Genomic DNA, 13835 nt, shown 5'->3' on the forward strand with positions numbered 1-13835 from the left:
CTTTCCTCCTATATGTAAAGATAATAATAATGAACGATAATTGCGGGTAAAACGGCATACATAAAAGGGAAGGTTGCTACTTTTTCTTCTTTTTTGTCTGCTATTTTATTAAAGCATTTATCAAATCGGTGGTTTACAATTTCTATAATTCTATTCCATGCCTTATAAACTGGTGTACGAGTTATTAATAAAAGAATAATGCCAATAATTCCCGCAAAAACTATAGCGTACATAATTGCGTATAAAACCTTTTCAATCCCTAAGAATGCACCGATTGCAGCAAATAATTTTACATCTCCAGCACCAATAGCCTTAAAATAATAAAGAAGTAAACAAATGACACCGCCCACTAACAAGCCTAATCCTGAAAATATAAAACCATCTATTCCATCGAGGATTAAATGACATACTAATCCAACTAAGATACCTCCTGCTGTTAACCAATTGGGTATCTTATGAAAGCGAATATCCAAAACAAAAGCTGTAATAATAAATATAATTAGTAAATAATCAAATACATGGAACATAGTTTCACCCTTATCTGGTAATTTTCACAGTATTATTTAAAAACTACCCACCCAAAGTCGCTCATAAGCATTTTTTTTAATTGTAATTGTATGACTTACGAATGGAACATATAGATCTAGATCATAGGTCGCAGAAATACCTATATACGAATCTTCACCACCCTGTAACGACACTGGAAGGTCCACCTCGACTGAAACATTTGATTCGTCAAATAAATTTGAAGCAACATTATCCGCAAATTTATCTTGAACAACACTCTTAATTTTGCTATCAGAAAATGATTGAATAAAAGATGAACCAGTTACATTAATGTCCATTACTTCCCGAAATGAGGTACCAATAAATTCCTCTGCCTCCTGCAAGTTTATAGTACCCAATGTCATTCCTGTTAACTTATCATCAATAATTGAGTTCACTCCTTCGGTTACAATAGTTGCCGGATAAGCGTGAGTAGAAATAAATTGTGCCGTTTCAGCTACAGATTTATTTAGTGCAATTTCTGCTACGGATATTCGAATCATTGAGGCCATAAATACGACAAATAGCATGAAAATGGGTAAAACCATGGCTGCTTCTAAAGTAATACTCCCATCCTCTTTTCGTAAATTCATGAATAATGCCTCCTTCCTTACAAACATACAAACAAAGCAGAATTATTCAGCGTAATTCTGAATAATTCTGTTATGTCAATAGGGACTAAATTATATTCAATTTACGTGTATGTTTTATCTATGAAATTTATCGCTGTTTACTTTTTAGCTTCATCGCGATTAAAAGTAAATCGAACTTCATTTGATACAGATTCAAGTGCATGACCAAACTGCAAAGCGTAGACATCATTTTTTATTTCATCAAAAACAACATCAACTGACTTTGATTCCTGGGGTTTTATTTCCGCAGGCCATCCATTAAATATACCATCTAAATATACTACAGTATAACCGGAAGTACCTGGTTCATAGGTTAGAGCAGTGCTGCTTAAAATATCATCGCCAATTATAGTATCGTCACCTATATTTTTAACTGTAATATTAGGAATAACAAATACCCCAGTTTCGGAAGTATGATCACCTTTCTTCTCAGTTATTTCAACAGAATTTAATGTTACTTCAAATTTGGAATGGTTATTATGCACAATACCTGTATCACCAATACCCAATTCCAAATAATCCTTTCCCCACTTACCTTCAGTATCATTACTTTTTTCGGATGAATTTGTTTCCGTAGCCTCCTCCTGTTCATTGCTAGGAGTATTACTTTGGTCAGTTGTATCTCCTTCGTCGTCACTACATGCAATAAGGCTGATTGATACAATAATAAATACAATTAATATACTAAATTGTTTTTTCATCTAACTCTCTCCCTTGTTAGTAAGAATAATCAATTTTCTCATTAATAAAATACCTGCCATCTTTTACATAGCCATCAAGTATTCCGGTAGTACCAAGCATTTTAGTAATTCCTGGAATGAACCAAAGATCAATGGATGATTCGGTTTTAACAGATGCATAGGTTGGTGCTTTTTGAATATTCTCAGGAGTTTTATCATCAACAACTGCCTGAATACGATTAATTCGTTCATCACTTTCTGATGAATGGATTAACAAAAATAATCGCAAATAAAATTTATAGTCTGTGTCAAACTTAACACCAGGGATATCCAATAATGGAACTTTTCTTGTACCACTTGTCAAATTTCTAATATCATCTACAGTGTGGCTAAACGCCCAACCTGTTGCAGCTATAAATTTAGCAATAGGGTGTGGTGCAACCTTAACTACATCCTTTGTAAATGCAGCAATAAAATTAAAAGCAAACCTTGTAGCCGTAAGCTCTAGTAATGCGGCCATATAATTAGCCCCAGATGCGTGTTGACCGTATAAAATATATTCAACTTCTCTATTGTAAAATAAAAAATTTTCAGGATAGCTATTGGGATCAAACAGTCCTAATGAATCATCGGCATTAAATCTTGTTAAAATATACTCACTAATATAGGCCTTATCACGTATATTTTTTCCTAAATTTCCTAGTTGGTTAAATAATCCACTAACAATATCAAAGGCATCCTTAGCCCCTTGTTTAGGGTCATCCATGTCAAGATTACCAGCGTCATCTGATAATACATTTCCATAGTCCGTAACTAATTTTTTTAATGTTTCATATTTTTCGGAATCCTCATTTAATCCCTCTGCCATAAAAATAAAATCTTTTATTTTCCCTAAAGCTTCTAGCGCTTTACCAAGTCCACCATCTTCACTATCTTCAACCGCTTCCTGTTCTTCGTAGTTATCGTCTGCAAAACTTACCGCATTCTTCGTATCTTTATAAGCCGTGTCATAGTAACCTTTCAATAGGTTTACACTGGGCTTAATTTGCGATTTTTCAATCATACCATCCAAGTCATCGATTTGATATTCTACATAAGGAATAAGTGACTGGGTTGTAGTCCCTTTACCATTGTCAATACTTTTCATTGCTTTTTCAGTCTTCGCAAGTGCATCTTGGAAAAATTGTGGTTCAACTTGATATTCTTTTGGATCCTTTAGCTTATTCATTTCTTCTTCTGCTTCAGACGTTTTGGTTTGATCACAATTTCCACTTGATAAATTATCATATTTTGCTTCGACTTCTTCTCGAATTTCCGTAATGGTTTCTTCTATTTTTTTGTTTTCTTTTTGTGCATCCTTAAGTTCTTTTTTTGCTTTTTTTAATTCTTTATATGCTAAGTCTGATTGTGACTCGATTTCATTCAACACATTTTTTAAATCTGTTTTATATTCATTTGGAGGATTCTCATCATCATGATATTCCTCGTTATGTTTTACCGCATCTTGTAAATTTTTTACATCAGGATAACTAGATCTTGATGGATCATTTATCTCCCCATCTACATTTTTTAATTTTTGCTTGGCTGCTTTTAAATGCTCTATTGCATTCTTCATTTCTGCATCTCTATCTTTAATATCTTTATCCACTGCCTCAGCTACATCAACCGTTATCTCCGCCTCAAGCATAGTACATGCATAAGGTAATACTCCATCAAGGATTACCTTCCCAAACTCTATCGGCGCTTTGTATTTCATATCCTCCAGAATTTGGTGTTTAACAATTTCTTCATTTGCAAATGATCGTTCTTCATTAGATTTAAAAGACGTACTTTCCATCTTTGTGTCTACAAATTTAAAATAACCTTCCTCTTCTGGAGCGAGATTTTTTTCAAATACTGTTTCAAATATTTTCCCAGACGATTCCCCTTCGCTAATTACAAATAAACCTTTGTTTTGTACATCTTTATTATAAGATGAAAATGTTGAACGAACCGCTGTTTTAGTAGCTTGTTCTGTTTGATACTCCGCAACCATAATTCGAACAAAGTCAATTAATACGGCATTAAATAGAAATATTAGGAAGGTAACGATTACGACATAGATTGAAACAGCACCGTTTTCCTTCATAATGAATTTACGAAATGCTGCTTTTAGTTTTTGTTTCAATCTACTTACCTCCCCCCCTTTTTACCAAACTTATTAATAAATTTAGTGAAAAAATCTGTATAACCCATTATTGTTTTCCCAGCATGAATAACTGTATCTGTAGTACGAATAACCTCAGTCGGTTCAACTACAGCGTGACTTACCTTAGCTTCAATTTTATCAATCCCAAATAGATCCTGTAAAAACGACGGTAAATTTAATGGGCTTTCTAAATCAACAACAATTTTCCCGCCGACTATACTATTTTTGTAACTTACTTTACCTGTTGCGCCAGCTGGTAGGATACTTGTAGTAGATCTAGCTAATTTATCTTCTACTAAACTCCCCCCACCGCCACCAATTGGTATTGTTGCATTATTGGAACCAAAATCCAATCCGAATTTTGACAAAAACGAATTTCCGAATAGGCGCCAGTATAGTCCATCACCACCAGAAAAAGTTGTATATTTATCAAAATACCCAGTATCGATGTCTTTATCACTATTATCCCAAACAAACGCAAGACGCTCCGCCAATGTATTAGCACTATAATGTAGAACAGCTTTTTGGTAGATAACTAGACTAAAAAAGACAAGACTTATTGTAAGCATCAAAATAATAGGAAAAATAACCGTAGCTTCGATTGTGAAATTTCCATCTTCTTTTTTTCTTATTTTCTTAAAAAACTTCATGCATTTTCCCATAAAAAATTAATCCTTTCGACTACCTAGGGAATTTACCTACATTAACTTGTTCTAATGCAACGATATAAAGTATGTTAATAATACAGCAGGTATAACAGAGTACATAAATGGAAACCTCGTACCCTTTGTCATTTTATATTCTTCTAAGTTGCTGAGATTTCTTGAAAAAATGGAATCGGCAATGCTGAAGCAAACTTCAATCATTTTTCGTAAAAAGGTTTTTGTAAATACTAAAATAATAATCCCGATTAAACCAGCAAATATAATGGAATACATTGACATAAAAAACACCTGCTCCACACCGACCATTGCTCCAATACCCGCGAATAATTTAACATCACCAGCACCAACTGCTTTTAAATTGTATAATACCAGAAAGATAGCTCCTGCAACCAACAGGCCAAAAAAAGAAAATAACAATCCATCCACACCATTACTACCTAGATGATATCCAATTCCAACTATCACTCCGCTAACAGTGAGCCAATTGGGAAGTTTTCGATTTGTAACATCGGTAATAAAAGCGATAACTATGAATATGATTAGAATGTAATCCTCTACTTGCAACATGTTGATGCTCCTTCTTTCTATAAAACAAAATAGTTATTGTTTGAGCGGCCTTAACCTCAGCCATTTCCGCCTCCACCTTTTTGAAACTTATCTATTTCCGTACCACCAAATTTCAAAAGACTATTAATCCATTCAACAATTTTATTCCTAAATAGCAAGGCAATAACAACAATAACTGCAATAATCAACATTATTTCCAATGTTTGCATACCTTCTTCGCCTTTCCAAAATTTTGATACAGATTTCTTAAGTTTATTCATTACTTATTCCTCCTAGATTTTTATATTAACCCTGCCTATAAAATTGTAATCGCCGGGTATCCTACGATAATCATAACCGCCACAAAAATGATAATGAGCGGAAATACTAGTTTAGAAGATGCTTCTTCCCCTTTTGTTTTGGAGATAGTTTTTCGCTTCTCCCATAAATCATGAGATAACTCACGTAGAGCTAATATTAAATCGTGACCACCTTTACGATAATTCAATAAAATTGTCGTAGTAAAAATGGAGATTTCCTGTATCCCACATTTCTTGCTTAAATCATTCATAACTTGATGAAAAGGCTCATTACTCATCATCTTATTAATTGTTTCGTTTAATTCAACAAACAGTGGTGAAGTAGGATCCTTTGTTGTTGTTACACATTTAATTAACGCCTTTTGTACTGTTTCTCCAGCATTTACTAGCAGAATGATCTTGTTAACAACCTCAGGTAGCTCTGTTAGTATCTTTTCCTTACGTTCTTTTTCTTGATTAGCAAGTTGACTGATCATAACATAGGGAATCATAACAGTGAACAGTAGACCAACAATAAAGATTGTTTGATCGCCTTCAGCAAGTAATGTAAAGAGAAATGTACCTAGTAAACATACCAAAATAGTTGACACCAATTGTGCAACATACATCCTCGTATGCTGTAATGCTGTTCTATTACCATAAAGACTGATCATTTTTTGTTGAATTTTTGCTATCTGACCATATAAACGTTCCATTATCTTGAATCTATCAATGAGTAATAATGAGACTGGCGCCATAAATAACAAAGGATACTTCCCTTTAAACTCTTGAATCACTAGGTCATAGCGATTGCCAACTTTTAAAGATAACCCAAAATATATACCGATGATTAGTAGAGTCAATATTCCATATAGGATCATCATCCATCACACCTTAATATTCATAATGCGTTGTCCATACCAATACGCAAACACTAGCAGTCCTAGACAAATTGTCATCATAATTGGTCCTTTACTACTCCATTGATACATTGGAGCCAAATAGTCTTCAGCACTGTATTTAAGTAATAAAATCATTCCTAATGGAGCAAGACTTAATACCTTTGATTCAAAGCGTTTTTGTGCAATCATAACGGAAACTTCTTGTTGGATATCGATCTTTTCACTAATTATATCTGACGTTCTTCTAATAACTTCAACAAGGTTACCACCTGTTCGTTTACACGTTATAAAGACATTTGCGAAATTTTGAATGTCGTCAACATCGGAACGTATGCTAAAATCTTGAATCGCATTTTCAATCGTTTCCCCATTTTCAATACGTCGATTTATGATTTCAAATTCCTGGATGATAAATGTATTGGGGTCTGGATATAGTAGATATAGATCGGTAACAACCTCTTTAAAACTATTTTCAATCGACCTTCCCGCAGCCAATGAAGATGAAAGTGAAGCGATAGCCTCCTTAAATTGTAATTTCAACTTATCTTTTCGCCGTTCAAGTAGCGTCTTCTTTTGCACCTTCGGATAAAGTAAGCCAAATGCAGCTAAAACGATCGCAGCTATAATGCTTTCGTAAAATAAGTACCCAACAAAGAAAAAAAATGCTGCTGATATAGTTGCATAAAAAATATATTCCTTAACTGACAAACGATAAACAGCATAATTAACCAAATGTCCATCAATTTGTTTACTTGTTTTTTCTTTTAACTTTTCCATGAAATGTTTCTTTTTGAGCAGTTCCAACTCAGTATTTTCTTCTATAACAGATGAACCACTAATAGCATTTTCTTTTTCATTTTTTTTTCGTTTAGAAACCATTAAAAAGTAAATAACAATAAGGCATACCAATAAAATAATAAGTATTATATCTGTCATTTCATCACCTACCTACTGCTTCTTCATCCACCGATATACCCGCTAATTGAGCTTTTGATTTACTAATTAGCTTACTACCCGTTGGTTTTAGTTCTCCAATTATTTGCCCATTTTCGGTTTCACCCTCTTCAACAAAATCATACAACGGATTAAGCATTACCTCTCCATCTTCTACCCCGATCACTTCGCTAATCGCAACTACTTTTCTTGAGTTATCTCGTAATCTAGTTAAATGAATCATAATATCTATTGCTGATGCAATTTGTTTTCGAATAACTTCAACAGGTAAATTGGCACCGTTTAACACCATAGTTTCTAATCGGCTTAACATATCCTTTGTTGAGTTTGCGTGACCTGTTGACAATGAGCCATCATGACCAGTGTTCATTGCTTGAAGCATATCCAGTGCTTCTGCACCACGTACCTCCCCAACAATTATCCGGTCTGGTCTCATACGGAGTGACGTCTTAATCAGTTCCCGTATTGTTATTTCCCCTTTCCCTTCCGTATTTGCATTTCTAGTTTCTAAGCTTACTAAGTTAGGAATTCGCTTTATTTGTAGTTCGGCTGAATCCTCTATTGTAATAATACGTTCATCCGTCGGAATGAAATTGGATAACACATTTAAGAAGGTAGTTTTCCCGGAACCTGTTCCACCACCAATGAATATGTTGTACTTTGAAACAACAAGTTTATGTAAAAAATCTGCTGCATCTTGGGTAATAGAATCATTTTCAATTAAATCCTCAATTGTCAAAGGTTGTTCGGGAAATTTACGAATTGTCATAACCGGACCTTTTAGTGCTATAGGGGGTAATACAACGTTTACCCGTGAACCATCATGGAGTCTAGCATCAACAATTGGTGAAGATTCATTAACTACCCTGTCAACCTTCGAAACAATTGCTTGTATAATATCCTCTAATTTTTGTTCGTTTTCAAATTGAATATCTACTTGTTTTGTTACACCATGTTTTTCAATAAAAATTTCCTTGTGATTATTTATCATAATTTCAGTAATGGTTTTGTCATCTATCAATGGTTGTAAGACGTCATATCCACGGAATGCATTATAGATTCGTTCAACTAAATATTTAATTTCAGCTGATTTAATCTTGTTTTCCTTCGCATAATCAAAAACAGCTGCTTCTACATATTCCTTTAATTCATCGTTTGATATCGAATGCATAAGATCAAGAGTTTCACGTAACTGCTGAATTAATTCTTTTATAACTTTGTCATCAATCAATGCTTGTTACACCTTCCTGTTCACGAACAATTTTCCCACGAATAATTGCCTGTATTTCTTGGTTAAAAAGATCATTGCCTAAGATTTCAGATCCCGATTGTAGCGTTGACCAACTAGGTATTAATGGCAAAAAACCATCAATTGATAGATCAAAATCTTCTGTACTTCCAACCATAGTGCCATTATATTTATTCATAATAACAAGAAGTTTATCTTGTAATATATTTTCCTCACCAAACAATTTTTCTTCTTCCACCAATAAACTTTTGGATTTTAACAGGCTTTGAATATCGTTAGAAATATTCCATATTACTTGATCACATTCTTTTAAGGCAGCAATATTTCTTTTATGTAAGGAACTATCTAAATCAACAACTATATAATCATAAGAACCAGTTTGCACAACACTATTTATGAGTTTATTAACATCAGACTCGTTTAATTCCAACATTTCCTCTGCACTTATTTCTATATCAAAGTAATCGACCATAGAATAAGGGTCATATTTTTTTAGTGACTCAATTTTTGACAACAACTGATTTGATTCTGCTTTAATATAGTAAAGAATTTGTAATGAAGGGTTATCTTCTAAGGATGAAAAATACAATTTAGTTGTATTTAATAACTCTAGGTTCAAATAAAATACCTTCGATCCGTTAAGAGCTAGTTGCTTACACAGATTAATCGCCACTGTCGTCTTACCCGATCCCCCTACAGGAGAGAACACAGATAAAACACTTGTCTGTTTACTCCTTGCTAAAAGCATACCGGCCAGCTCGTTTTCTTGATAATAAATTGCTAGAACATCTGACACTAACTGGTTTAACCTTTGGTATCTATACACAGAAGCGTAATTATTGGTTGGCTTTGCTACTTTATCATCATCTAGGAAAATTATTATTGTTGACTGTGAAACTTTAAGACTATCCGTAAACATTTGTGGATTAATTAGTAAGATATCTATGTTTTCTCCTTGGTTTATGTACATTTCTAGCGTTTCTGTTTTTGAAAATAATGAAACGATAAATCTGGTTGAATCACTTGATGAACGCAAGTAAGCTGCTAATGATTCTAAATATAGTTCATTATTATCAGCAACTATCAATCGTATCTTTTTCATGAACACACCTCACATTTCTGAACAATTAATACTGTTTCACTATCCTTTTATAAATGTTACTAAAAATGACATACAAAGATAAGATATAAACAACAAAACAGTCATTTATACCTATTGCTATTAAAAAATACCTTGAATTCGAGATAATTTAAGTTAAATAGTTTAATTTCAAGATAATTTATCGTACATTTAACCACTTTTTAACAGTAATAATTCGTAAATAATAAGAAAATAAGATGAATTCTTAACACAAACCTTCAAAATAACACAAAACTAAATATTCAGTGTTTTTACATAATATTAAATTGGATAATTATTCCTTTTTATAGAGCCTATTGTTATGGGTTTTTTTACTTATATAAATTTGTTACCTTATAGTTTGTAATCAAATTGTAATATTTAACACCCATTCCACTACCCATACCTGTAAAAATATAAATGATGTCCTTTTTTTATATCCCTTTAACCATTAAAAAGTCCTATATGGATAGAAATAAAACAGGCAGAAAGTGGTATTATCAATTTTTTTCAGTGTGATACGATTGTTATATTATTGAATATATCCAATTCAGTTTTCTCAGAAAGGGGGAAATGTCAATCGATGGAGTGTAAAAAATGTGGCTATAGAACAAATGAGGAGAAACAATTTTGCCCAGAGTGTGGTAATCAATTGTCCAATAAATCTAAAGGGCTAAACTCAAATAAACCTATGAATAAAAAGTATATTGTTTTTGCATCAATAGCAATGATCATCATTTTATCTTTTATTGCCTTTTTCTTTATCGGTAAAGGGAAATTTACACCAGAAAATACAGTTGATGCCTTTGAAAAAGCAGTGGAGAATAAGGATACTAAAGCGTTGAAAAATCTAATCAATCCAGTTAATGACTCTTTTGAGTTAACAAAGGAGAACACTTCTCTATTTATTGAATTCTTATCAAATAATCCTAAAAAATATGATAAGTTAATCAATAGACTGAATCAACAGGTAGAAAGTATTAATACATCAGGAGAAAATAGGATGGCATATTCAAACGATACATATGCAACAGTTAATATTATAAAAGAAGGCAAAAAATGGTGGCTATTTGATAATTATGAAATAGTGGTTGTCCCAATGTATCTTGACCTTTACATGGATACGAAAGACGTTGGCCTTTTTGTTAATGGAAATAGAGTGGGTACATCTACAGGGAAAGATTATCACGAAAAATTCGGTCCTTTTATGCCAGGGATTCATCAACTAAAAGCTACATTTGATAATTCATATGTTTCGTCAAATGTTGAAGAAGAAGTTGAATTGTTCGATTCAAGTAAACCTTCGTTAGTCCACACATTAAAACTTGATGTAGCTGAGGTTAAAGCAACCACACGATATGATGACTCAAATTTATATATTAATGGGAAAAAGACTGACATTGTTATTGGAAAAGATGAAAAATCACTTGGCATGTTCCCAACAGATGAATCTGTAAAAGCCCATGTTGAAAAAGAATTTCCATGGGGTACTGGTAAAAGTGAGGAACTAGTTATAAATGGTGATTATTTAACTTTTAGTACAATTGATCCTCTTTCGGAAAAAGATCAAGAAGCACTATTAAATAAATTAAATGATACAATATCACAATATATGCAGGCATTAACAAAACAGGATGCTTCTGTCATGAAGGATAATTTCACAGATGCAATGAAGAAAGATTTAACTAAAAGAATGAAAAATATTAACAAGCAGTATCCTAATTATACTGGAAAGTTGGTTAAATCAGTATACGATAGTAAGTCATTACTAAATCCAGAATATGATGATAATCTAAAGGCTTACAAATTAAATATAAAAACTGAACTGACCTTCCATGAACCAAATGAATCGTTAGGGTGGTTATTACTGGATGAAGAAAAGAAACAATATACAAGAACAAAAATGCTTACCGTTATTTATGATGAAAAAGCTGGGAAATGGAAGCTTAACAAATACGAGGTATACTACAATTTCATAGATGAAAAAGATAAGATAACATTTACATTTTGATAAGGAATTGATAAAAAGCGGATGATACTGGATCATCCGCTTTTTACAACTTTCATTTACGCTTTAATTTATCTTTACAATCTTAACCTGAATCTCCCCACCTGGAGTTGCAACAGCAACTTCTTCTCCTACTTCATGACCTAGTAAGCTTTTTGCCATAGGTGAATCATTGGAAATTTTTCCTTCAAATGGATCGGCTTCAGCACTTCCAACAATGGTATACGTTTCTTCCTCTCCGTCAGGTAATTCTGTAAATGTTACTGATTTTCCTAATGAAACAATGTCCGGGTTATCATTATCATTCTCAATTATAACTGCATTACGAATCATTTTTTCTACTTGTGCAATACGTGATTCCACAAATGCTTGTTCATCTTTAGCTGCGTCATACTCTGAGTTCTCGGATAAATCCCCAAACCCACGCGCAACCTTTATACGTTCAACAACTTCTTGTCTTCTTTCTGTTTTCAAATAATGTAGTTCTTTCTCTAATTTTTCTTTCCCCTCTTGTGTCATGTAATAACTTTTCTCTGTAGCCATTAAAAAAACACTCCTTTTCATTCTCCACTGAAAATACCAATATAAAGTGAATCATTATTCAGTATTAGATTTATTTCACCTACTGAACCGATAAAAATAAGCAGCACCTCTGTGCGCCCATTTAAATAAGTAATAACATAATATACTAATATTTACTATGGCAGACTTTATTTAAATTTTCAATACTTTTTCTTTATTTGTTTTCGCGATTTTTCGATAAAATGTTCTCAATTTTAGTGGCCATGATATCAATAGCGACATGGTTTTGACCACCTTCTGGAATAATTATATCAGCATAACGCTTTGTTGGTTCAACAAATTGTAGGTGCATCGGTCTTACATTATTAATATATTGATCGATAACGGAATCAAGCGTTCGTCCACGTTCCTTAATATCTCTTAACAAGCGACGGATTATCCTTACATCGGCATCTGTATCGACAAATACCTTAATATCCATTAAGTCAACTAGCCGCGGATCTTCTAATATTAATATTCCTTCTAATATAATAACCTCTTTAGGTTCCACTGGAATAACATCTTTTGAACGTGTATGAATTTTGTAATCATATACTGGTTTTTCAATTGTTTTTTGATTCATCAAATCATAAATATGCTTAATCAATAAGTCATTATCAAATGCAAGTGGATGATCATAATTTGTATTTAATCGTTCCTCAAAAGGTAAATGGCTTTGATCTTTATAATAATAGTCTTGTTCGATGACAAGAATTGTTTTATCAGAAAAGCGTTGACAGATAGAGCGTGTTACTGTGGTTTTTCCACTTCCACTTCCTCCTGCCACACCTATTACAACTGGCTTATCTTGCATGAAATAAGGTACTCCTCTCGTTATTTTTTTATACTAATAGCGACTCCATCTCCAATTGGAACAATTGTCGTTGAAAACTCAGGATGCCGTACCAGCCACTCATTATAGTTTCTAACTTTTTGACCAATTTTACTGTGACGAGGATGGTCTTTCGATGAATCAGCAACATAACCTTTAAATAATACATTATCAGAAACAATTATGCCACCTCTGGGAACGAGCTGACTATACAATTCAAAAAATCGTTGGTATTGACCTTTTGCTGCATCTATAAACATCATATCAAAGGACCCTCGATCTTTAATCTCCTGAGACTTTTCAAGCGCATCTCCATAAATCACATGAATATGATTTTGTTTTGATTGACGCTGAATATTTTCCAGCGCCTGGTTATACCGTCTTTCGTCACGCTCAATTGTAACAATTTGTGCATTAGGATGAGCTTCAAGCATCCTTAGTGCTGAATACCCGATTGCAGTTCCAATCTCCAGAATTGTTTTCGGTTTAGTCATTTTTATTAGTTGCATTAAATAATTCATGCCTAACGGGTCCATGATTGGCACACGTTCTTCCTTTGCTTGCCTTTCAAGATCAGTAACCCAATCCTCTTGTGGAGGTAATAATTTAGTTAAATAGTTTTGTTCTTGCACATCCATCTTATCAGCCTCCAT

Annotated in this window: 15 protein-coding genes; 1 reads left to right on the forward strand and 14 read right to left on the reverse strand. The window is 33.1% G+C overall.

Going from position 1 to position 13835, the window contains the following annotated elements; genetic code table 11:
* Positions 1-8: 8 nt before the first annotated feature.
* The 11 genes from CS937_RS11505 to CS937_RS11555 all read right to left on the reverse strand — a co-directional run bounded on the left by CS937_RS11505 (position 9) and on the right by CS937_RS11555 (position 9763).
* Positions 9-527: an A24 family peptidase gene (locus CS937_RS11505; RefSeq protein WP_099158592.1), complete on the reverse strand. Its 519-nt coding sequence runs from the start codon at positions 525-527 to the stop codon at positions 9-11.
* Between the two features lie 36 nt (positions 528-563).
* Positions 564-1139: a TadE family protein gene (locus tag CS937_RS11510; protein WP_176555821.1), complete on the reverse strand. Its 576-nt coding sequence runs from the start codon at positions 1137-1139 to the stop codon at positions 564-566.
* Positions 1140-1276: 137 nt separating this feature from the next.
* Positions 1277-1879 carry a DUF4352 domain-containing protein gene (locus tag CS937_RS11515; protein ID WP_099158594.1) on the reverse strand — a complete coding sequence of 201 codons (603 nt, stop codon included), beginning with the start codon at positions 1877-1879 and terminating at the stop codon, positions 1277-1279.
* A 16-nt stretch (positions 1880-1895) separates the two neighbouring features.
* Entirely contained in the window at positions 1896-4025 is a 2130-nt protein-coding gene (locus tag CS937_RS11520) for a DUF5702 domain-containing protein (protein WP_099158595.1), read from the reverse strand.
* A gap of 5 nt (positions 4026-4030) precedes the next feature.
* Positions 4031-4696, reverse strand: a complete 666-nt coding sequence (locus CS937_RS11525) for a TadE/TadG family type IV pilus assembly protein (protein WP_141554354.1) — start codon at positions 4694-4696, stop codon at positions 4031-4033.
* 63 nt (positions 4697-4759) lie between these two features.
* Positions 4760-5278, reverse strand: a complete 519-nt coding sequence (locus CS937_RS11530) for an A24 family peptidase (RefSeq protein WP_099158597.1) — start codon at positions 5276-5278, stop codon at positions 4760-4762.
* Between the two features lie 56 nt (positions 5279-5334).
* A complete protein-coding gene (locus CS937_RS11535; protein WP_099158598.1) occupies positions 5335-5538 on the reverse strand; it encodes a Flp1 family type IVb pilin in 204 nt (67 codons plus the stop codon).
* Positions 5539-5573: 35 nt separating this feature from the next.
* Positions 5574-6437, reverse strand: coding sequence for a type II secretion system F family protein (locus CS937_RS11540; RefSeq protein ID WP_099158599.1), 864 nt, complete (start codon positions 6435-6437; stop codon positions 5574-5576).
* A gap of 6 nt (positions 6438-6443) precedes the next feature.
* Positions 6444-7394 carry a type II secretion system F family protein gene (locus CS937_RS11545; protein WP_099158600.1) on the reverse strand — a complete coding sequence of 317 codons (951 nt, stop codon included), beginning with the start codon at positions 7392-7394 and terminating at the stop codon, positions 6444-6446.
* 4 nt (positions 7395-7398) lie between these two features.
* Positions 7399-8643, reverse strand: a complete 1245-nt coding sequence (locus tag CS937_RS11550; RefSeq protein WP_245835735.1) for a TadA family conjugal transfer-associated ATPase — start codon at positions 8641-8643, stop codon at positions 7399-7401.
* Positions 8636-9763, reverse strand: a complete 1128-nt coding sequence (locus CS937_RS11555; RefSeq protein ID WP_099158601.1) for an AAA family ATPase — start codon at positions 9761-9763, stop codon at positions 8636-8638. Before CS937_RS11555 ends, CS937_RS11550 begins: the two co-directional genes overlap by 8 nt.
* Positions 9764-10364: 601 nt before the next feature.
* Between CS937_RS11555 and CS937_RS11560 the strand changes: the two genes are divergently transcribed.
* Positions 10365-11792, forward strand: a complete 1428-nt coding sequence (locus CS937_RS11560) for a zinc ribbon domain-containing protein (RefSeq protein WP_099158602.1) — start codon at positions 10365-10367, stop codon at positions 11790-11792.
* A gap of 63 nt (positions 11793-11855) precedes the next feature.
* Here the strand turns inward: CS937_RS11560 and greA are convergent, their stop codons facing one another.
* From greA to CS937_RS11575, 3 genes are all read right to left on the reverse strand, one after another.
* Positions 11856-12332 (reverse strand): transcription elongation factor GreA, encoded by a 477-nt coding sequence (gene greA, locus CS937_RS11565; RefSeq protein WP_099158603.1) that lies wholly within the window; start codon positions 12330-12332, stop codon positions 11856-11858.
* A gap of 193 nt (positions 12333-12525) precedes the next feature.
* Positions 12526-13164, reverse strand: coding sequence for a uridine kinase (gene udk / locus CS937_RS11570; protein ID WP_099158604.1), 639 nt, complete (start codon positions 13162-13164; stop codon positions 12526-12528).
* Between the two features lie 20 nt (positions 13165-13184).
* Entirely contained in the window at positions 13185-13820 is a 636-nt protein-coding gene (locus CS937_RS11575) for an O-methyltransferase (protein WP_099158605.1), read from the reverse strand.
* Positions 13821-13835: the final 15 nt, after the last annotated feature.

It is taken from the genome of Virgibacillus ndiopensis, from assembly GCF_900187325.1.
GTDB lineage: Bacteria > Bacillota > Bacilli > Bacillales > Amphibacillaceae > Virgibacillus_E > Virgibacillus_E ndiopensis.